At 53.4% G+C, this 21,216-nt stretch carries 20 protein-coding genes; 14 read left to right on the top strand and 6 right to left on the bottom strand.

Going from position 1 to position 21,216, the window contains the following annotated elements; translation table 11 throughout:
- The first annotated feature begins 29 nt into the window (after nucleotides 1-29).
- The 7 genes from V9K95_RS14510 (at nucleotide 30) to V9K95_RS14480 (ending at nucleotide 8,740) form a co-directional block, all read left to right on the top strand.
- Complete coding sequence (locus V9K95_RS14510) at nucleotides 30-2,126, top strand: bifunctional rhamnulose-1-phosphate aldolase/short-chain dehydrogenase (RefSeq protein WP_307277805.1); 2,097 nt, start codon at nucleotides 30-32, stop codon at nucleotides 2,124-2,126.
- An 18-nt stretch (nucleotides 2,127-2,144) separates the two neighbouring features.
- Nucleotides 2,145-3,437: an L-rhamnose catabolism isomerase gene (gene rhaI, locus V9K95_RS14505; protein ID WP_336441259.1), complete on the top strand. Its 1,293-nt coding sequence runs from the start codon at nucleotides 2,145-2,147 to the stop codon at nucleotides 3,435-3,437.
- A 142-nt stretch (nucleotides 3,438-3,579) separates the two neighbouring features.
- Entirely contained in the window at nucleotides 3,580-5,109 is a 1,530-nt protein-coding gene (locus tag V9K95_RS14500) for an ABC transporter substrate-binding protein (protein WP_336441260.1), read from the top strand.
- A gap of 81 nt (nucleotides 5,110-5,190) precedes the next feature.
- Nucleotides 5,191-6,132, top strand: a complete 942-nt coding sequence (locus V9K95_RS14495) for an ABC transporter permease subunit (protein ID WP_162802566.1) — start codon at nucleotides 5,191-5,193, stop codon at nucleotides 6,130-6,132.
- Nucleotides 6,132-7,001, top strand: coding sequence for an ABC transporter permease (locus V9K95_RS14490; RefSeq protein WP_336441261.1), 870 nt, complete (start codon nucleotides 6,132-6,134; stop codon nucleotides 6,999-7,001). Before V9K95_RS14495 ends, V9K95_RS14490 begins: the two co-directional genes overlap by 1 nt.
- A gap of 2 nt (nucleotides 7,002-7,003) precedes the next feature.
- A complete protein-coding gene (locus V9K95_RS14485) occupies nucleotides 7,004-8,233 on the top strand; it encodes an amidohydrolase/deacetylase family metallohydrolase (protein WP_336441262.1) in 1,230 nt (409 codons plus the stop codon).
- Between the two features lie 9 nt (nucleotides 8,234-8,242).
- The gene (locus V9K95_RS14480; RefSeq protein WP_115054018.1) at nucleotides 8,243-8,740 is read left to right on the top strand and encodes an Atu1372/SO_1960 family protein; all 498 of its coding nucleotides are present in this window, start codon (nucleotides 8,243-8,245) and stop codon (nucleotides 8,738-8,740) included.
- Between the two features lie 3 nt (nucleotides 8,741-8,743).
- Here the strand turns inward: V9K95_RS14480 and V9K95_RS14475 are convergent, their stop codons facing one another.
- Complete coding sequence (locus tag V9K95_RS14475) at nucleotides 8,744-9,547, bottom strand: IclR family transcriptional regulator (RefSeq protein ID WP_115054019.1); 804 nt, start codon at nucleotides 9,545-9,547, stop codon at nucleotides 8,744-8,746.
- 114 nt (nucleotides 9,548-9,661) lie between these two features.
- Between V9K95_RS14475 and V9K95_RS14470 the strand changes: the two genes are divergently transcribed.
- From V9K95_RS14470 to V9K95_RS14450, 5 genes are all read left to right on the top strand, one after another.
- On the top strand, nucleotides 9,662-10,855 hold the full coding sequence (locus tag V9K95_RS14470) for an aminotransferase class V-fold PLP-dependent enzyme (RefSeq protein ID WP_336441263.1): 1,194 nt from the start codon (nucleotides 9,662-9,664) through the stop codon (nucleotides 10,853-10,855).
- Nucleotides 10,856-10,879: 24 nt separating this feature from the next.
- Nucleotides 10,880-12,697 (top strand): ABC transporter ATP-binding protein, encoded by a 1,818-nt coding sequence (locus V9K95_RS14465; protein WP_336441264.1) that lies wholly within the window; start codon nucleotides 10,880-10,882, stop codon nucleotides 12,695-12,697.
- Nucleotides 12,698-12,867: 170 nt separating this feature from the next.
- Entirely contained in the window at nucleotides 12,868-14,064 is a 1,197-nt protein-coding gene (locus tag V9K95_RS14460; RefSeq protein ID WP_336441265.1) for a glycine C-acetyltransferase, read from the top strand.
- A gap of 2 nt (nucleotides 14,065-14,066) precedes the next feature.
- Nucleotides 14,067-15,101 (top strand): L-threonine 3-dehydrogenase, encoded by a 1,035-nt coding sequence (tdh, locus tag V9K95_RS14455; protein ID WP_115054023.1) that lies wholly within the window; start codon nucleotides 14,067-14,069, stop codon nucleotides 15,099-15,101.
- Between the two features lie 456 nt (nucleotides 15,102-15,557).
- Nucleotides 15,558-16,025 (top strand): hypothetical protein, encoded by a 468-nt coding sequence (locus tag V9K95_RS14450; RefSeq protein WP_336441266.1) that lies wholly within the window; start codon nucleotides 15,558-15,560, stop codon nucleotides 16,023-16,025.
- 160 nt (nucleotides 16,026-16,185) lie between these two features.
- On the opposite strand, the gene V9K95_RS14445 is transcribed toward V9K95_RS14450, so the two are convergent.
- Both V9K95_RS14445 and V9K95_RS14440 read right to left on the bottom strand, forming a co-directional pair.
- Nucleotides 16,186-16,614: an MFS transporter gene (locus V9K95_RS14445; RefSeq protein ID WP_336441324.1), complete on the bottom strand. Its 429-nt coding sequence runs from the start codon at nucleotides 16,612-16,614 to the stop codon at nucleotides 16,186-16,188.
- Nucleotides 16,615-16,924: 310 nt separating this feature from the next.
- The gene (locus V9K95_RS14440) at nucleotides 16,925-17,545 is read right to left on the bottom strand and encodes a hypothetical protein (RefSeq protein ID WP_336441267.1); all 621 of its coding nucleotides are present in this window, start codon (nucleotides 17,543-17,545) and stop codon (nucleotides 16,925-16,927) included.
- A gap of 192 nt (nucleotides 17,546-17,737) precedes the next feature.
- Here V9K95_RS14440 and V9K95_RS14435 point away from each other — a divergent pair, with 192 nt between their 5' ends.
- Nucleotides 17,738-18,283 (top strand): SMI1/KNR4 family protein, encoded by a 546-nt coding sequence (locus tag V9K95_RS14435; RefSeq protein WP_336441268.1) that lies wholly within the window; start codon nucleotides 17,738-17,740, stop codon nucleotides 18,281-18,283.
- Between the two features lie 107 nt (nucleotides 18,284-18,390).
- Nucleotides 18,391-18,765: a hypothetical protein gene (locus tag V9K95_RS14430; RefSeq protein WP_336441269.1), complete on the top strand. Its 375-nt coding sequence runs from the start codon at nucleotides 18,391-18,393 to the stop codon at nucleotides 18,763-18,765.
- 182 nt (nucleotides 18,766-18,947) lie between these two features.
- On the opposite strand, the gene V9K95_RS14425 is transcribed toward V9K95_RS14430, so the two are convergent.
- The 3 genes from V9K95_RS14425 to repC all read right to left on the bottom strand — a co-directional run bounded on the left by V9K95_RS14425 (nucleotide 18,948) and on the right by repC (nucleotide 21,091).
- On the bottom strand, nucleotides 18,948-19,379 hold the full coding sequence (locus V9K95_RS14425; protein ID WP_336441270.1) for a prolyl oligopeptidase family serine peptidase: 432 nt from the start codon (nucleotides 19,377-19,379) through the stop codon (nucleotides 18,948-18,950).
- A 15-nt stretch (nucleotides 19,380-19,394) separates the two neighbouring features.
- Nucleotides 19,395-19,610, bottom strand: a complete 216-nt coding sequence (locus V9K95_RS14420) for a hypothetical protein (RefSeq protein ID WP_336441271.1) — start codon at nucleotides 19,608-19,610, stop codon at nucleotides 19,395-19,397.
- A 194-nt stretch (nucleotides 19,611-19,804) separates the two neighbouring features.
- Nucleotides 19,805-21,091, bottom strand: coding sequence for a plasmid replication protein RepC (gene repC, locus V9K95_RS14415; protein ID WP_336441272.1), 1,287 nt, complete (start codon nucleotides 21,089-21,091; stop codon nucleotides 19,805-19,807).
- Between the last annotated feature and the right edge of the window lie 125 nt (nucleotides 21,092-21,216).

Below are 21,216 nucleotides of genomic sequence, written 5' to 3'. Positions count from 1 at the left end.
AGGCCCCGCATAACTTTTGGGAGGCAATCATGGCAGGCAGCATCCAACTTTTGGATAATCGTTGGGATGATCAAAAAGCAGCTGGTCTCGATGAGCCGGGCAAGTTGCTCTATCGTTCCAACCTGCTTGGTGCCGATAAGCGCATAACCAATTATGGTGGCGGCAATACTTCCGCAAAGGTAACGCAGACAGACCCGCTTACCGGCCAGCCTGTGGAAGTATTGTGGGTCAAGGGTTCCGGTGGCGATGTCGGAACCATAAAGCTTGATGGCTTTGCCACTCTTTACATGGAAAAGCTCAACTCCTTGAAGTCGATATATAAAGGGATTGAGGATGAAGATCGCATGGTGGGATTCCTGCCCCATTGCACCTTCAACCTGAACAGCCGTGCCGCCTCGATCGACACCCCCCTCCATGGCTTTGTACCTTTCAGGCACGTCGATCACATGCACCCCGATGCAATTATCGCCATCGCTGCGTCGAAAAACTCCCGTGAACTGACAAGTCAAATTTTCGGTGACGATATCGGCTGGTTGCCTTGGCGCCGCCCCGGGTTTCAACTTGGCCTTGACCTTGGTGCCTATGTTGCAGCCCATCCAAACTCCAAGGGTGTCGTGCTCGAAAGTCACGGGCTTTTCACCTGGGCAGATGATGCCAAGGATTGCTATGAATTGACGCTGGAAATCATCAACAAGGCAATCAGTTGGTTCGACCAACAGACATCTGGCAAGGATGTCTTCGGAGGTGCGGCAACGAAAAGCCTGAGCGCATCAGAACGCCGTGCCATCGCAGCAAAGCTGATGCCTGAAATTCGCGGGAAAATCGGTATTGCCGAACGCAAGCTTGGGCATTTTGACGATCAGCCTGCCGTGCTGGAATTTGTCAATTCGCACGATCTGCAACCACTGGCCGCGCTAGGCACAAGTTGCCCCGATCATTTCCTGCGCACAAAGATCCGGCCGCTTGTGCTCGATTTTGACCCGGCACAACCCGATGCGGATGCCATAGTCGCCACCCTGGATAGTGCGCTGGAAGCATATCGAGCCGACTATGCCCGATACTATAATGACTGCAAGCATGGCAACTCACCTGCGATGCGTGATCCAAATCCGGTCATTTTCCTCATTCCCGGTGTTGGCATGCTTTCATTTGCCAAAGACAAGGCCACCGCGCGTATCGCGGGAGAGTTTTATGTTAACGCGATCAATGTGATGCGCGGCGCATCATCTGTGTCGGAATATCAGGGGCTGCCTGAACAGGAAGCCTTTGACATTGAATATTGGCTGCTTGAGGAAGCCAAACTTCAACGTATGCCGAAGCCGAAATCATTGGCTGGCCGTGTCGCTTTTGTCACCGGTGGGGCCGGTGGCATCGGGCGAGCAACCGCTGAGCGGTTGCTCGGGGAGGGCGCTTGCGTTGTGCTGGCTGATATAGATGCTGAAGCCTTAAAAGCGACCAGTGAGGACCTCGCCAACCGTTACACAGCTGATGCTGTGCGCAGTGTGCAGCTGAACGTTACCGATGAAGCTGGCGTCATTGCTGGTTTTGCCGAAGCGTCAGTTGAATTTGGCGGAATAGACATTCTCGTCTCCAATGCTGGCATCGCGTCGTCTGCGCCCATTGAAACCACTGAACTCTCCATGTGGACCCGCAATATCGACATTTTGGCAACCGGCTATTTTCTCGTGTCACGCGAAGCTTTCCGTCTGTTCCGCCGGCAGAAGATCGGCGGCAATGTTGTGTTTGTCGCTTCCAAGAATGGTCTTGCCGCATCGCCGAATGCCAGCGCCTATTGTGCAGCCAAAGCTGCCGAGATTCATCTTGCACGTTGCCTGGCGCTGGAGGGAGCGGATGCCGGAATTCGTGTCAATACCGTTAATCCTGACGCAGTTCTGCGAGGTTCCAAAATCTGGAACGGGGAATGGCGCGAGCAACGTGCAGCTTCGTCGAATTTGCAGGTTGATGAACTGGAGGAGCATTATCGCAAACGCTCAATGTTGAAGCTGAACGTGTTCCCGGAGGATATTGCCGAAGCTATCTACTTCCTGGCTTCCGACGCGTCGGCCAAATCGACAGGCAACATCATCAATGTCGACGCGGGTAACGCGCAAAGCTTTACACGTTAGCTGTCCGGGGAGGATATTATGGCTGAACTGCAGATTTCAGGCGATCTGATCGCGAGTGAAAACGACAAAGTACGAACTGCCCAAAAGAGCGACTATGATGCGCTGGGCGCACGTCTTGACCGGCACGGCGTCGACATCGAAACGATTACCAACAAAGTGGCGGCGTTTTTCGTTGCCGTACCCTCCTGGGGAGTCGGCACCGGCGGCACCCGCTTTGCGCGCTTTCCAGGACATGGCGAACCACGGGGTATTTTCGATAAGCTTGATGATTGCGCGGTGATACAGCAGTTGACCCGGGCTACGCCAAATGTGTCGCTGCATATCCCGTGGGACAAGGCCGATCCAAAGCAATTGAAAGCCCACGCGGATGCGCTCGGTCTGGGTTTCGACGCAATGAACTCCAACACGTTCTCGGATGCCGCCGATCAGAAGCATTCCTATAAGTATGGTTCACTTAGCCACGTAGATCAGGCTACGCGCAGTCAAGCCATTGATCACAATATCGAATGTATCGACATTGGCGTTGCGATTGGCTCGAAAGCGCTTACGGTGTGGGTTGGCGACGGTTCCAATTTTCCAGGTCAAAGCAATTTTGCCAAATCATTTGAGCGGTATCTCGGTTCAATGGCGGAGATATACAAAGCACTGCCCGATGACTGGCGCATCTTCTCCGAACACAAAATGTATGAGCCTGCCTTCTATTCAACGGTCGTGCAGGATTGGGGTACGAATTACCTCATTGCTCAAACTTTGGGGCCGAAAGCATTCTGTCTCGTCGATCTCGGCCACCATGCCGCCAACACCAATATTGAGATGATTGTTTCCCGGCTTATCCAGTTCAAAAAGCTCGGTGGTTTCCATTTCAACGATTCCAAATATGGGGATGATGACCTCGATGCGGGATCAATCGATCCCTACCGGTTGTTCCTTGTCTTCAATGAACTTGTTGATGCCGAGGATCGTGGTGTGCCGGATTTCCGCCCAGCGCATATGATCGACCAATCGCACAATGTCACCGATCCTATCGAAAGCCTGATCTCAAGCGCCAATGAAATTCGCCGCGCTTATGCGCAGGCTTTGCTGGTGGATCGCAAAGCGCTCGGCGCCTTCCAGGACGATAACGACGCGCTGATGGCTTCGGACTCGCTGAAGCGGGCTTACCGGACTGACGTTGAGCCCATTCTTGCTGAAGCAAGACTGCGGGCGGGTGGTGCGATTGATCCTATCGCTACCTATCGCAAAAGCCAGTACCGGCTGAAAATCGGCAAGGAACGCCCTGCCAGCCTGGCCGGCGGTGGCGGCATCATCTAATCCGTATCATCTATTAGAAAAAATAAGGGCAGCGCCTTAAAGCGCTGCCCTTATTTTTTGAATTGACAGCATCCCCAACATTTGTTCTTATTCTATTATAAAGAATTCTAATCCATAATAATAGAATAATAGGGGAATGACCATGAAACCATTAAAGCTAGTACTGCTTCTCGGTTCCGCATTGATTGCACTGAGCCCATCTGCTTTTGCCCAGACCAAAGGCGGCGTGATCAACGTCGCCACGATCGGCGAACCGCCAACGCTGGATGCAATGGCATCAACGGCGGATCTGGTCGGCATTGTTTCGCAGCACATCTTCGAAACGCTCTATACGTTTGACAAAAACTGGAACGCCACGCCATTGCTGGCGGCAAGCCTGCCCGAAGTATCGCCAGACGGCAAAGTCTACACAATTAAGCTGCGCACCGGAGTTAAGTTCCACGACGGAACAGACATGGATGCCACCGATGTCGTAGCCTCGTTAAAGCGGTGGACCCAAATCGCGTCCCGCGGAAAACAGGTCGCCTCCTTGATCACGTCAATTGACGTTGTTGATCCGGCCACTGTCAGAATAACACTCAATGCGCCTCATGCGCCGCTTCTCTCGCTGCTGGCATTCAACAATGCAGCCGCGATCATCCTCCCGAGCGAAAAACAGCAAAGCCCGATGACCGAACCTGTTGGTACCGGACCCTACAAGCTTAAAGAGCGCAAAGCTGATCAATATATCCAGCTGTCACGCTTTGATGATTACAAGTCGCCTGAAGGCGAAGAAACCGGCTATGGCGGCGCGCGTCATCAATATCTCGACGAAATTCGTTTCGTACCCGTTCCAGATGCCAATACGCGCGTCGAAGGTGCCGTCGCTGGCCAGTTCGATTATGTCGACAGTCTTCCGGTTGAAGCCTATGCCCGATTGAAAGATCAAAAAACGACTGAAGCCGTGCTGCTGAAACCTTTTGGCTGGCCAGTTTTTGTCATGAATACAAGCGCAGGCATCACCAAAAATCAGGATATCCGCCTGGCTATCCGTGACTCCCTGAGCATGGAAGACATGCTGGCCGCGGCCTTTGGAAGTACCGATTTCTATTCTCTGGATGCTTCACTTTACCCTGATGGCTACAGCTGGAAAACAGATGCAGGAACGGAAGGCGCCTATAATGTTGCTGATCCGGAAAAAGCTGCGGAACTGATGAAAAAGGCCGGATATAACGGTGAACCGATCCGCATTCTTACCAGTCGTCAGTATGAGTTCCATTATAAAATGGCGCAAGTTGCCGCCGAATATCTGAAAGCTGCGGGCTTTACAGTGGATATGCAGGTTGTCGATTGGGCGACACTGACACAGCGGCGAGCTGACCCGAAGCTCTGGGATATTTACATCAGCCATAGTCCGTTCTTGCCAGAACCTGCGCTCATTGGTGCTATGTCAACAAGCGCACCAGGCAATTGGGATACGCCTGCGCGTAAAGTCGCAGTGGATGCATTCAATTCCGAAGTGGACCCGGCAAAACGTGTGGCTCTTTGGGCAGAGGTGCAGAAGGTGATCTACGCCGAAGTACCGATCATCAAGATCGGTGATTTCAACGCGCTCTCAGCAAAATCACCGAAGCTGGAAGGCTTCACACCAGCGCCGTGGCCCTATTTCTGGAACGTCTCGCTCAAACAGTAGGACCTGTAAGACTTCAATGGCAGCGGAACGAACGTCCTTCCGCTGCCAAACCGGATTTTGTTCCTTCTGACAGGACGCCTGATGCTTCGCTATATTATCCAACGCTTTATCGGTATGATCATCGTCATGTTTCTGGTGGTGACGATTGTATTTGTCATCGTGCGTGTTACACCCGGCGATCCGGCGGCTGTCATGCTCGGGCCGGAGGCCACGGCCGCTGATATCGCTGCCTTGCGGCAACAGCTTGGGCTCGATCAATCGATCTTGTTGCAGTACTTCTACTTCATCGGCAATTTGCTGAAGGGAGATCTCGGTCAGTCGATTTTCCTTAATCAGCCAGTACTTGAAGCGCTTGTACAACGTGCAGAACCCACCTTCTTCCTGACCATATTCTCGCTACTGATCGCAAGTATCATTGCGATACCGATTGGAATTTACGCTGCCTATCGCCGTGGCTCGGTGTTTGATCAGGCTGCAACAGCCCTTGCCATGCTTGCGGCAAGCATCCCAAGCTTTTGGCTTGGCCTCATATTAATGCAGGTTTTTGCTGTGCGCTTCGGCCTGTTTCCTGTTTCCGGCTATGGGGGGCCCGGCACATCGCTGCTCGAACGGCTTGAATATCTTGTGCTGCCGGCCTTTGCATTGGGCATCGTCTCGTCCGCACTGATCATGCGTTTTACACGAGCCTCCATGCTAGACGTACTTGGCGATGATTATATCCGCACAGCGCGCGCCAAGGGCGTCGATGAGCGCCGGGTGGTTCTGAAGCATGCCTTCAAAAATGCATTGATCCCCATCCTCACCGTCATTGGCCTGACCGCTGCCGTCCTGATTTCCGGCGCGGTCGTTACAGAGACGGTTTTTGGTCTTCCCGGGGTCGGCAGCCTGGTTGTATCCGCGGTTTTGCGCCGCGACTATCCCGTCATCCAGGGTGCGTTGCTTATTATCGCGGCACTCTACGTGCTCATTAATTTCGCTATCGACATGCTCTACCTCGTCGTTGATCCAAGGGTGCGTTACTGATGACCGATATTGTCTCGACCGCGCCGCAAAGCGAGCGCTCCAAATTCTTCCATGTGCTGATCAAGCGAAAGACCGTACTTTTTGGCCTGATTGTCCTTGCAGTTTTCGTAACGCTGGCGATCTTTGCGCCTTTGATAACGCCCTATGCGCCTAACAAGCTCTCAATCGTTAACCGGCTAAAACCACCGGACGCCAGATGGTTCTTTGGCACCGACGAGTTTGGGCGTGATGTCTTCTCCCGCACAATTTTTTCCGCACGGCTATCACTCCTCGTAGGCTTCGCAGTAGTTGTCCTTGCCTCAGTTATAGGCGTGACATTGGGTATTCTGGCTGGCTTCTTCCAAAGGCTCGACGCGCCGATCACCCGGCTTATCGACGCCATGATGGCGTTTCCCGATATTCTGCTCGCCATTGCGCTTGTTGCCGCGCTCGGGCCATCACTGACAACCGTGATTGTGGCGCTAAGTATTGTTTATGCACCACGATTGGCACGTGTTGTGCGGGCGTCGACACTTGTCATCCGTGAATTGCCCTATGTGGAAGCTGCGACATCGCTCGGTATCTCCAAGTGGCACATCATGACGCGACATATATTGCGAAATCTTCTGTCTCCGATCCTCGTTCAGGGAACCTTCCTTTTTGCCAATGCGATGCTGGCGGAAGCCGGCTTGTCATTCCTCGGTCTTGGCGTCAGCCCCGAAGTACCCACTTGGGGAACGATGATCGCGTCAGGACGCCAATATATCGGCACCGCAGACTGGATGACTTTGTTTCCCGGTATTGCGATCGTGCTTGCCGTTCTCTCCCTGCAAATGGTCGGCGATGGCTTTCGCGACCTGTTAGACCCCCGTCTCAGAAAGGATCTGTGATCATGCCTGCCACTTTTGCAACCGCTGCTTCATCTCAAAGGGAAGGGCGCTTGCTTCTGACCAACGTAAATCCGGTAGCATTCGGCCCCAATACCCCCGCAACGAAAATCGATATCTTGATCGACGCTGATGGAAATATTGCGCAGTTTGGTTCTTCGCTGAGCGTTACCGGCGACGTGCAACGGGTCGACGCCAAAGGATCGTGGATTTCTCCAGGCTGGGTCGATCTGCATGCGCATATATGGCATGGCGGCACCGATATCTCCGTTCGGCCGCAAGTATGCGGCGTTGAACGTGGCGTTACGACGATTGTGGATGCAGGCTCAGCAGGCGAAGCCAACTTTCATGGCTTCCGCGAATATATCATCGATCCGGCAAAGGAACGGATCAAGGCATTTCTCAATCTGGGCTCAATAGGCCTCGTAGCCTGTAACCGCGTCAGCGAGCTGAGCGATATTCGCTCCATTGATATTGACCGGACCGTTGCATGCGTCAATGAAAACCGCGATCACATCGTGGGTCTGAAAGTGCGCGCAAGCCATGTCATCACCGGGTCATGGGGCGTTACTCCGGTAAAACTTGGCAAGAAAATCGCCAAGATCCTTAAAATTCCCATGATGGTTCATGTCGGCGAGCCTCCAGCTCTATATGAGGAGGTTCTGGAGATCTTGGGGCCAGGCGATATCATCACCCATTGCTTCAACGGCAAGGTTGGCAGCAGCATTATTGAAGACGATGATTTGTTTGAGTTGGCTGAACGTTGCGCAGGCGAGGGCATTCGTCTCGATATCGGCCATGGCGGTGCCTCATTCTCGTTCCGCGTCGCGGAAGTTGCCATTCAGCGCGGACTTTTGCCTTTTTCCATATCAACCGACATTCACTTGCGCAGCCTGAACTTTTCGGTATGGGACCTTGGCACAACCATGTCCAAATTGCTGAGTGTGGGCATGCCTTTTGATAAGGTGGTCGAGGCGGTCACGCTCTCGCCGGCCTCTGCCATAGGTCTGCCGACGGACAATCTCTTGTCTGTTGGCAAGCGCGCAGATTTTACGATCTTTGATCTTGCCGATTCAGACCTCAAGGTCATCGACTCCATGGGCTATGAGGCCAACCTCAGCAAATTATTCGAACCACGTATGGTTGTTCTGGGCACCGAGACGATTGCGGCCAGCCGTTATCAGCCAGTCGTGCCGGAGACCTCCGGCGCCATTGCGCCCTATTCGTACCGTTAGGATTTCGTCTTGAGTCACAGTACCCCTACAACACTACAGAGCGAAACCTTGCCCTATGAGCGGTTAAGGGCGCTTGGAATTACGTTGCCCCCGGCGCCAAACCCGATAGCAAATTTTGTCACCCACATTCAGGAAGGCAATCTGCTCTATCTGTCAGGGCAAGGACCGCGTGAGGCCGACGGTTTCATGCATACGGGAAAAGTCGGCGGCGATGTCGGCGTTGAAGATGCATACCAACATGCACGACTGACGGCCATCAATCTCCTGGCCGTCATGCAATCAGCACTCGGGGATCTGAACAGGGTCAAGCGCGTCGTGAAACTGCTTGGAATGGTCAATGCCGTTTCGGACTTTGCCGACCATCCCCTTGTTATCAATGGCTGCTCGGACTTGCTGATCAGTGTTTTTGGCGAAGCAGGCAATCACGCCCGCTCTGCGGTCGGCTTCGGGTCACTTCCAGGCAATATCACAGTCGAGATCGAGGCGATCATCGCCTTGAAGGATTAGGAATCAGGAATGACTACGCCAACCCATAATGGTTTCGATACGGTCCGCAGAGGCTTTGACCTCACTGGCGTAGCGGTCCGGGTTGTCCGCAATTTTCTGTTCTGCAAGGACTATGGAAATAGTCGCGATGCATACACCTTTATCATCGCAGATCGGCGAAGCAACACAGGCCACTGCATAGTCGGATTCACCCGCCTGAATGGAAATGCGAGCCTTCAAAGCTTCTCCGGCCGCCGCCGACAGGGCCGAGGGATCAATGACTGCACGTCCGGTGGGAGAAGATTTTGCACAGTGCTCGAAAAGATCCAGCCGTTCTTTTTCCGGAAGGTGCCCGACAAGCAGACGCCCCGAAGCGGTCCAATTCAGCGGAACACGCGTGCCGACGCGGGATGTCACCTGGAAATGACCAGGACCATCTGCCATGGCCAGCACCATCATATGGTCGCCATCGCGTCCGCATACCTGAACAGTCTCGCCGGATATGCGGCTCAGATTATGCATTTCATGATTTGCCACATTCAGGAAATCCAAAGACCGCGCATAGGCAAGGCCATAATGATAAAGGCGAGCCCCCAGCCAGACAGTGCTGTCGCTGTTGCGCGAAAGCATATTCTTTTCAACCAAATCGTCGATTATCACATAGACGGTCGAAAGCGGAGCGCCGATAGCTTTGGCGATAGCATAAATGCCTGCTGGAGAACCCGTCTCGTAAAGATAGTCAAGCACCTGCAACGCGCGGTCCATACCGCTGACGCGCGAGCGTTTTCCGGTCGACTCTGCCTTCTCGTAACCGCCGGATGTGTCCATGTCTGATATTTTGGCGGTCACGTTCGCAGCTCCTGCTGGTTGGTTTGGGTTACACCACTCTTATTACATTATAGCGGCATATATGCCAAGAAAATGGAATGCAAGGAGAATACTATGACTGACATTCGCGCATCGCGAGGGTTGCGACCGGTAATCAATGTTTCGGGAACAATGACGGCATTGGGCGCATCGATTGTTGTGCCTGAAGCGGTGGCAGCGATGACCGCCATACTTCCACAGTTTGTGGAAATCAATGATCTGCACAAACTTGCCAGCCCCGTTATTGCCCGTCTGACCGGCGGAGAAGCGGGCTTTGTAACGGCCTCATGCTCTGCAGGAATTACGCTTGCGGTAGCGGCAGCCATCACGGGCAATGATCTGGCCGCCATTGAACGGTTGCCGGATGCCACTGGCCTCAAGAACGAAGTGATTATTCAAACCGGTCACGTTGTCAGCTATGGTGCGCCTGTCGATCAGGGCATTCGTTTAGCTGGTGCCAAGGCAGTCCTGATTGGTCAGGCAACCTCGTGCTACCCTTATCACCTGGATGGGGCGATCAACGAGCGCACCGCTGCTGCCGTTTTTGTCGTGTCCCACCATACGGTCCAGTATGGTCTGATTGCCCTGAAGCAATTTGCCGAAGTTTGCCATGCTCGCAGTGTTCCAGTTATTGTTGATGCGGCCTCGGAATATGATTTCAAGATATTCCTTGAACAGGGCGCAGACATTGCACTCTATTCGTCGCACAAGTTCCTTGGCGGTCCAACAGGCGGTATTGTTGCCGGAAAGAAGCAGCTTGTACGCGATGCCTTCCTGCAAAATCGCGGCATTGGACGCGGCATGAAGATCGGCAAGGAGAGTATTCTTGGTACGATTGCGGCACTGGAAGCATGGGAAAAGCGTGACCATATCGGTACTCGTGAGCGGGAAACGGGCTATCTCCACCTATGGAAGCAGACACTGACCGGTAAACCGGGTGTCACTGCCGAGATCGAAGCGGATCCGACGCACAACCCCCTTGATCGGCTCCGGGTAACCATCAATGCACACGAAGCCCATATAACTGCCTGGGATTTTGCTGATGCACTGGCAGCAGGATCACGCCCGGTCATCGTGCGTGATCATGAGGCGGAACATGGCTATTTTTATCTGGACCCATGCAATCTGCATCCTGGTGAAGAGACAATCGTCGCAAGCCGTCTTGAGGAAGAGTTGGCCAAGGCCCGCGCTTCCAACCAGATTATCTCCTCGCCTTATGAGGAGCGATATCAGGCGCGCATTGATGCCTTGATGCGCTGGCCCGATTGATCGCACATCTGAAAGGACCAATCCATGGATAAATCCGTTTCCCCTGTCTTGTCAGTTTCGAACCTGACAACGTCATTTCTGGCTGACGGCAAATGGCGGCCCGTGGTGCGCAATGTTTCATTCGATGTCGCCCCCGGCGAAACAGTTGCCATTGTTGGTGAATCCGGTTCCGGTAAAAGCGTCACCTCCCTGTCGATTATGCGGCTTCTGCAGAAAGACAAAAGTCGCATCGAAGGCAGGATATTGCTTGATGGTAAGGACATACTTAGCTTGCCTGAAAGCCAGATGCGCTCGGTCCGGGGCAACGATGTCGCAATGATCTTCCAGGAGCCGATGACTAGTCTCAACCCGCTGTTTACCATCGGCCAGCAGATCAGCGAGGCCCTGCTTTGCCATCACGATATGTCTCGGGCCGATGCACGGGCCGAGACGATCCGACTGTTGGAAAAAGTCCGTATCCCGGCAGCAAAATCGCGGTTCAACGAGTATCCGCATCGTTTTTCCGGTGGCATGCGTCAACGCGTGATGATCGCCATGGCGCTTGCCAGCAAACCGAAACTCCTCATTGCCGACGAACCGACCACGGCGCTCGACGTTACGATTCAAGGCCAGATTCTGGATCTGATAAAGCTTTTGCAGGATGAGGAAGGCGCTTCGGTCCTCTTCATCACCCATGATATGGGTGTCGTTGCCGAAATTGCTGACCGCACGGTGGTTATGTACAATGGCGAAGCGGTTGAAACGGGACCTACTGAAGACATTTTTGCCCGGCCACGGCACCCTTATACCCGCTCATTGCTGTCGGCGGTGCCCATCCTTGGCTCTATGCAGGGCCGCGAGCGCCCGCTGCGGTTTCCAGTTGTAGACCGAAATACGGGCACGTCAGATACGCCTGTCGAGGCCGCGGACACGGTCCAGACCGAAAAGCCGCCATTACTTGAAGTCCGCAATCTCACGACGCGCTTCAACATTCATTCCGGCATGTTCGGCCAGTTGGAGGGCAGGGTTCATGCGGTGGAAAACCTGTCCTTCAGCCTGCAACCTGGTGAAACACTGTCCTTGGTCGGCGAATCTGGCTGCGGAAAGTCGACAACGGGTCGTTCCATCATGCGGCTTGTACAGCCGCAATCGGGCGAGGTGCTTCTTAACGGCAAAGATGTCTTGATGATGGAACCAAAACAGCTTCGCGATATGCGACGCACCATGCAGATGATCTTTCAGGACCCGTTCGCTAGTCTCAATCCGCGTATGACAGTCGGCGCAGCGATCGCTGAACCCTATCTCGAGCATAAACTTGGAACGCGCGCACAGGCCCGCGACAGGGTTGCGGATCTTTTGGAGCGGGTTGGCCTGAATGCCGATATGGCGGCACGCTACCCGCATGAATTCTCCGGCGGTCAGCGCCAGCGCGTGTGCATTGCGCGCGCCCTGGCTCTCGATCCCCGGATTATTGTGGCAGATGAATCCGTTTCTGCACTGGATGTTTCCATCAAAGCGCAGGTGATTAATCTCCTGCTCGACCTGCAATCCAGTCTCAACCTTGCCTATCTTTTCATCTCACACGATATAGCTGTCGTCGAGCGCGTCAGCCATCGCATTGCTGTTATGTATCTTGGAGAAATCGTTGAAATCGGACCACGTTCGGCAATCTTCGAAAATCCCCAGCACCCCTACACGAAGAAGCTCATATCGGCTGTGCCGGTGCCAGATCCTTCCCGGCGCGGCATAAAACGACCGGTTTCCAATGACGAAATTAAAAGCCCTGTGCGCACACCCGATTTTGTCACGCCGGTGAGACAATATAAGGAAGTTTCCACCGGGCACATTGTTCAAGTTGCCTAAGAACAATTCAACAAATTGCCGGAGCCGAGAGCGTTTCATAAGAAATATTGCCAGAAAGACCGAGTAACGGTTCCTTATCGTGCGGTTTTCCGCAGGTTTCATGCGAGGGCTTGAGACATTTGTCTGATCGTGAGATGAACTGACAACACCAGCCCAGAGCAGGATCCGTCATGGCCAATCCATTTATCGATCACCTAATCAACGAAATCGAGGGACTGAAGACGTCAGGGCTCTACAAATCCGAGCGCGTCATCACGTCCAAGCAAGCAGGACAGATAGAGATCGCGTCCGGCGCCAAGGTCCTCAATTTTTGCGCGAATAATTACCTCGGTCTTGCCGATAATGACGAACTTGCTGAAGCGGGGAAAGCCGCTCTTGACCGCTACGGCTACGGTATGGCTTCGGTCAGGTTTATCTGCGGCACGCAAGAAGAACACAAACAGCTTGAAGCCCGCATCTCGAGATTTCTTGGTCTTGAGGACACCATTCTTTATTCCAGCTGTTTCGACGCAAATGGCGGCCTGTTTGAAACCCTGCTCGGTGAAGAAGATGCGATCATTTCCGATGCGCTCAACCATGCCTCGATTATCGACGGGGTGCGTTTGTCGAAGGCCAAACGCTTCCGTTATGCCAATAATGATATGGCTGCGCTGGAAGAAGAACTGAAAAAGGCTGAGGGAAGCCGCTTCAAGATGATTGCGACCGACGGCGTGTTCTCCATGGACGGGATCATTGCCAATCTGCAAGGCGTTTGCGATCTTGCCGAAAAGTACGGTGCAATGGTTATGGTCGACGACAGCCATGCGGTCGGTTTCGTTGGCAAGTATGGCCGTGGCTCCGCAGAACATTGTGGAGTCGAGGGCAGGGTTGATATTATCACCGGCACGCTCGGCAAGGCTCTTGGCGGTGCGTCCGGCGGCTACACATCCGGCAAGGCCGAAGTGATCGACTGGCTACGCCAGCGCTCGCGCCCCTATCTTTTTTCCAATACGCTCGCGCCGGTTATCGCCGCTGCATCGCTCAAGGTATTCGATCTTATCGAACAGGGCTCTGAACTCCGTAACCGGCTTAATGCGAACGCCGCACATTTCCGTCGCGACATGAGCAAACTCGGTTTCAAGCTCGCAGGCGCGGACCACGCCATCATACCGGTCATGCTGGGTGAAGCGACACTGGCTCAGGAAATGGCAGCACGGATGCTGGAGAAGGGCGTATATGTCGTCGGCTTTGCATTTCCTGTTGTGCCAAAAGGCCAGGCGCGTATCCGTACCCAGATGTCTGCGGCACATACGAGTGAGGATGTAGCGCGTGTTATCGAAGTCTTTGCAGAAGTTGGGCGCGAGCTCGGCGTCATTGGAGCAAAATGAACATGTCAAACATGATGAAAGCACTGGTGAAGGCCAAGGCAGAGCCGGGGATTTGGATGGAGCGTGTGCCGGTACCTGAACCGGGACCGAATGACGTTCTTATCAAGGTCAAGAAATCCGCCATTTGCGGCACAGACGTTCACATTTATAATTGGGATCAATGGGCGCAAGCGACAATTCCCGTACCTATGGTTGTCGGTCACGAGTTTTGCGGCGAAATCGCTGATGTCGGTTCTGCCGTAACCAAGTACAAAGTTGGGCAACGGGTATCAGGCGAAGGCCATATTGTTTGTGGCGTCTGCCGCAACTGCCGTGCCGGTCGTGGTCACCTGTGTCGCAATACGCTTGGCGTTGGCGTTCACCGCCCCGGCTCATTTGGTGAGTATGTCTGTATTCCCGAGTACAATGTTGTTCCAATACCTGATGACGTGCCTGACGAAATCGCTGCCATTTTTGATCCTTTCGGCAATGCGGTTCACACTGCTTTGAGTTTCGACCTTGTTGGCGAAGACGTGCTTGTCACCGGCGCTGGTCCCATCGGCATTATGGGAGCGCTCGTCGCAAAACGATCTGGCGCTCGCAAAGTCGTCATTACAGATATCAATCCTTCGCGGCTGGCGCTCGCCACCAAGTTGGGAATTGACTACGTTGTCGATGCTTCCACACAAAATCTCGCCGATGTGATGCAAGAGATCGGAATGACTGAAGGCTTTGATGTCGGTCTCGAAATGTCTGGTGCAGCGGTGGCATTCCGAGACATGATTGACAAGATGAACAATGGCGGGAAGATCGCCATTCTTGGCATTGCTCCCACCGGATTTGAGATCGACTGGAACAAAGTGATTTTCAAGATGCTCAATCTTAAAGGCATCTATGGACGTGAGATGTTCGAAACCTGGTACAAGATGATTGCCTTTGTACAGGGTGGACTGGATCTTACACCGATCATCACACACCGGCTCCCGATTGATGATTTTCAAACCGGATTTGATGCCATGCGCTCGGGCAGCTCCGGCAAAGTCGTTCTCAGCTGGTAATTCGTTCTCAGCTGAGAACAGGCTTTAGGCCACGCAAGAGCAGGTCAAGCTGAGCGCTGCCCTGCGTCATGCCTGTTTGAATTTGTCACGCAAAACACTGCATTTTGCCTTCGTTGAAAGTTTGCAGGACGCGATAAAATCGGGCGCAAGCTGCGAAGGTCTTGCCATTTTTGACGCTCATGAACATTTCATTTCGCTATCGGCCCTTGCTGGCATATTGTAAAATGACACGATATTTGGCCTTTTTGGCCACTATGTTGCCCTTGGGTCAGGATTGCTGACGTTTCTCAATGGTTTCAGCCGCACTGCACATGTCTTCAGGCGCGATTGTCGGTAATATTTTAGAGCGAAATGGCAGCCTTCGTATCAACTATCGCCTATTATAATGCTGGTTGAGGCTGTCGCATGACTCTTGGGCGAACAACATACATTCCGTCGCACCACGAGGAAGTAGCTTTGAAGATTGTCACCACCAGCTTGTTGATTGTGGGTCTTTCCGTTCCAGCCTTTGCCGAGAAGGCGGCGCGATCGCTACCCAAGGAACGGTTTATTGACCGCATCGCCGGAATCTACATCGAGCGCGAGCCCGATTTCCATGTCGTCGTGAGACTGACCGGCGACCGGGACGCCGGCACGCTTCAATACCAGTTGGGAGAGGACCGGGTGCGCGTCGAAGTCCAGGGGGGGGCGACACATACCGTTGATCAATTGCGGGCCGCCTTTGATAAGCGCGAGACGATCGCGCGCTTTCTCCCCGCCGGCTACGGCGGGTACGTCGATGAGCGCACCGGCAATCTTGTTTTGACGGTGGACATTGGAAGTGAGATTGTCCCTGGCAGCGAAGTCGCCCTTTCGGATGCCTTGGGCGTGCCGATCCGCATCGTTGAACAAGAGAGCGCTGTAGTCAGACCGGCACCGCAGTAGACAGAAGAATAGTAACCTCACCGCTTCCCAGCGCCTTTGATATTGAGGCTCTGCGCGCTGCAGGCTGCAGGAGTTTGCCCGCTATCATGGATTGGGGAGCGGGCGTTATGGAACGACATTGTGAGGGCATCGCGTTGGCTTCCCGCTGAACAACGCTTGATCAGGCAACCGCCTTGGTGTCGGAGGGGATCGATATCGTCGCGACGGCCGCAACGACAGAGGCGATGCCTGCCAGAATGAATGTCGTGGACAGTGATGACGTGATCACCATGCCGGCCAAGGCGGAACCAAGAGAGAAACCGGCCAGATTCAGGCTCATCGAAATCGACATGACGCGGCCGAGCTGTTGGGGATCGGTTCGATGCTGCCGAAGCGTCAGAAGAGCAACATCGATCGGGCCGGACATGACGCCGGCAAGCATAAGGCCGATCGCCAGCCCGCCAAACCCAAACTCAGCTGCCACGGGCCATGCCGCCAAGGCCGTAATTACCATTCCGATAGCCATAATGTGACGCTCTCGATCGGTCGTTCGCAGGTGTCCTGCGAGAAGTGCGCCAATTCCGCCAGCAATCCCCATGGCAGCCCACAGGAAGCCTTAACAACGACTTGATCCTTTTGACGGTGCAAGAACGCAAATGCCAGACAAAGCTCAGGCTTCAGATCGCGTAGCGCGTATAGGCAGCAATCTGGCACACACCGCTCCAGTCTAGCTGATAAATGGCCTCGCCTTCGCAGATGAGCGAGAAACCTCAGAACTGACCACGATCAAGGAATCGGCTGGCGGCGACGTCCGTCTGGGATCGAATTTATGGCTCATCGTTATCCGCTCGTTGGATCTGCCTGCCTTCGTCGCAAAATCCCGAAATTTTAGGAACTGCGCGACAAGGCAAGCCTGCCCATTACTTACGCTCCCGCACAACGCAAGAAAGAGAGCCCTCAAATTCTTTGCAGTTGTAACGCTCTTCCAGATAACCCAGTTTTACTTCAGATCCCAGCGAGCGGGACTCCGACTCATCGGCGTCGGGCCCAAGGATGCTGAACACCTGGACAACCGGTACAAACATTTCTTCGCGCGTTTTCGGATGGTAGTCATAAGTATTTCCAGCTTCGACAAGTGCCGATCCCTGTTTTTCAGGGGGTATCCCACTCTCGAGGGATGGAAGGAAACGAAAATCGTAGCTTCCTCCAGCTGGATAATCGAAGCGCACAATACTGACTTGCCCGAATGCCAAAACGGAAAGTCGCCTGTCACGTTCCGATATCGGCTTTCGAACATCCAATCGCGAATCGGATCGAGATGGGTTGGGCTGGTCAGGCTGTGGTTCCCACTCATCGACCGGAATTTCTCTTGGCACCACGAAAACAGTTCCGCCGCGATTAAGTAGCAACCCGTCGAGATAAATGGTGACATCTGATTTCATCAGATGTGCGTTATCGGCATGACCGTTGGAGGAAGAGACTAGTAGAATGGCAGAAAGGACAACGTTTAATTGAAACACATCATTTCTAAAATTAAACATTTAAGTCAATCCTTTCCGTCATCATTGCGCGCATGCCAAATTTCGAGGACAAGCAGCTACACATAATCATATTGCCAACGGTCTGTTCCTGAAAGACGCGCCATGGCAAAGTCTACCATGCTAGTACAACGTTCGGAATCTCTGATGGAGTTTTGAGGTGGTCTGCGGGATTTTTGCGAAAGGCGTGATGCCGTGAACAGATTTATCAGCCCTGTCGGCGAGGGTTGGGAGGCGGGAGAACCCATTGCGTCGGCGATCTCTAGTTGGGAACAATCGGCGGGTTACGCGTTGCCATCCGACTATCGCGCCTTCTTGGTCAACTTCAATGGCGGCCGCCCTTATCCCAATATGTTCAGACATACCTCACTCATCCCCGAGGAAGGGAGCCCGAATCCGACCGAGCATTTTGTCGACCCTCTCTATTCATGGTGCCGGACTGTGGAGTCGAGCCATGAACTAGAAAACCGATTGCCCGATGGGTGTCTTTCAATCGGAGCTGATCCCGGCTTGCTCGAAATTGTTCTTTCATTACGTCCCGAAGATTTTGGGGCGGTCTATAGCTGGGTGCGAAATTGGGCGAGCTGGGGAAGCGCCGAAAACAACTATCTATGCCCTCAGGCATCGTCCTTCGGTGCGTTCGTTGCTGCGCTTTTCGACGACGATGAGCAAAATGGCCATAACTATTGGCATACGCCACGCCGAGAGAGTTTGAAACGCACGCTTAATATCCAGATTTGAAACCCGCCGCGCAATTCCTGAGACGTGTTACGTCACATATGTTTGTCGCAGCTGGTGGGACTTTCGCGACAAGGATCGATCTGCTTAAGTGAGGCAAGGTGTTTGAGATGGTGCTAAAGAAACGTGCCATGGTGATCTACGTGGCGAATATGCTGGTGTCGCCGGCATTGGCCGAAACGCTCAACCTAAAAGTTGAAAGCGGCGCGATTACCGGTGTTACGGACCGGCAGACGGGACAGCTTGTCCTTTACATTACAGAAAAAAGCAGCCGCGATCTCGCCGACTTCACCGAGCGACATGTCGGCAAGAAGATAGATATCCTTGTTGGTGAGAAGTTGGTGGGATCGCCCACCATCCACTCGCCAATTTACGGCCCGCAGATACCGATTGCGCTACCGATGACGGACATGGAGCGAAGAGAAATTGTCGCAAAACTCATTGAAGGTGCCGCCACTTTGCAGCTTCAAACGAGTGACGACTAAGAATGTGCACGCTTGACCTTGACGCGTCGCACAACTCCTAAGTTTTGCGACAAAATCGCCGGTGCTGATTTTTCAGGGAAATATCTGTCGCAAAAGTCGCGTGCGAAAGTCAGACTTGCGCGACTGACTTTTGCGACACGGCGCGGCCAGGATGCCGGGCCGCTGCGGACGTGGTGCAGGTTTCAGGCTTTTCGCGACATAGTAATGTCGGCGATGTATTGATCGAGGTGATCTTTCCATAGCGCAGGTTTGAACATCAGAGCATGGCCCATGGGGGCAGCAAAAAACCTCCCTTGACCTCCGGTTGACAGAAACCTTTCGAAATTCCCTCTACAGTGCCCGATCCGGTAGTACTGGTCATAACTACCGTGCAGCCAAAGCGTCGAAATTCCGCTAGGTGCACCACGTTCGAAGATTAGCGGATTGACGGTTTCATGGCTGGAGCAACCTCTGCCAAGCCAGCCGCCGTTGAAATTGACCGCACCTCGAAATGTATTCGGCCGCATCCCCGCATGTGCTATCGCCAAGATGCCGCCGCGAGAAGCACCCCCGATAGCAAGTTGATCCTGATCCACGTCAGGCCGCTCGCGCAGATGCCGCACGACTGCATCCACATCCTCTATCGCCCGCTAGAAGCCAGCAATCGCAACCTCAGCATTGCAGGAATAGCCGGAGCCATCGAGAGCAAGCCCTTCTCCGTAGATTCCACCCGATTTCCCTCGCCCGGTAGAGCCATGGTTGAAAATGATCGACGGATATGGACCGTCATGTTGAGGCTTGGCTGCAACGACTTCTAAGCTGACCCCAGCCTCGCCGGATGGTATGAAAAACTTCTGATACTTCATTGAGCCTCATACGCGATCGTCTGTCGCAAAAATCCCAAGACTTGCGACACTTAAGAGTATGACGGGTAAAATATCGTGGCAAAAAAGGCAATTTAACTGGAACTGGCAAAATTTGACCCCATGATTCTCAATGGGTTATACTATGCGAGGCCAAATATCGTGTCACTCGACACATATGCACACGGGTTTCTCAGCTATAGATTCGCCGCCAAATTCAAGTGCGTGCCCTGAGCTCTCAATTGAGCCAACAGCATCGGCCAAACCGAGAATTCTCCTTTGAAAGCTCTGTCCGTAAGGGATCTCAGATATCCTCCGGCCGAAGTGATTTGTGCTGCGCGCTCCAAAATACAAGCCACGACAACCGCTGCATTTTCCTGACCCAAAATATCGCAAGCTTCTTCATAGGCCGACGGACTGACGCCCAACATCGACCGTACCACGACAGCAGCCCCCATTAAATCGGACCATGTTGTAATTCCATTTGTGGCGTAGGCTTCAATCTCCGGGCAGGCTTGCCGAACCAGGCCGAGCGGGACCGGCTTCATGTCCTGACCAATTTGCGTGTTCACGCGTTCCGGTACACCAGATATTGCTCGCAGATTCACCCCTGCGCTAATCTCGGCGCTCCTCCAATCTGGTTCGGATTTCTCCTCTGGTCTATTTTCTGAGCCAGGTTCAGATTCAAGTTGATGTTGTGTATTTGAATTATGTTTGTGACGCTCAAAATGAGATTCATTGGCGCTTGTTTTTTGGGAATTTACCTTGTTTTCCAACAGGCTGAGTATTTCGGCTTCAATGCATTCCAGTCCGTCAATCGCCGGCTCTAGATCCGGTGCAGTCGACCGCCTGGAAATGCCTTCTATAACCATCCTGAACCGTCCATAATGGCTGTTCCAGTCAAGCTGCGGCAGTTCTTCCATGCCGAGTTCTACGAGCTTGGCGATGTTGCGGCGTAGTAAGGTTATACGTTCTTTCAAAAGCTTTAACTGCAATCTCTCCGTCTTTGCCTGGTTGGCAAGTGCTTCCAGCTCGGTTGAACGCACCAACAATGGTGCCAATGAGAAGCCAAATGCCTCTCCGTTCTCGCCAGCCCGGGTTTTACGCAGGTAGCGTTTGCCATTTGGGCTGTCTTTGCGGAATATAAGCCCGGCATCAACCAGAGCGCTCAGGTGCCGGCGCAGTGTTGCGGGTGCCATCCCATGGGCGCGAAGTGAGAGCTGCGCATTTGACGGGAAAACCACCAAGCCGCGCTCTTCTTTCAATTCGGTTTGCGGATAGAATGTCAGCAAGGCGTTGAGCACAACCAGCGCCCGATCTGATAGGCCAAGGCTTTGCCGCGCTTCACACAGGTTGCGAAACATCTTCCATTTATCGATTGATGCTTCGCAACCAACGTCCTGAGCCAGGGCTTGCGTGGCCAACATGCCAAGCGACAGCGATCGCCGCCCGAAAGGCGTCGTTACTGCATGTCCGGTCTGCATTGTCTTTTACCTTCTTCAAGGCAAAAGAAATCCACTCGCTTAAACGGCGCCAAAAAGTCTTGACAGTGATTCGAGGAAATGCGATTCTCTAGTTGCTAGACATGAGAAGGGCTTCCGCGACGGCA

It is taken from the genome of Phyllobacterium sp. CCNWLW183 (assembly GCF_037203775.1).
GTDB classification, from domain to species: domain Bacteria; phylum Pseudomonadota; class Alphaproteobacteria; order Rhizobiales; family Rhizobiaceae; genus Phyllobacterium; species Phyllobacterium ifriqiyense.
Note: the sequence above shows the minus strand (reverse complement) of the source record. Positions and strands in the feature narration are given on the sequence as shown.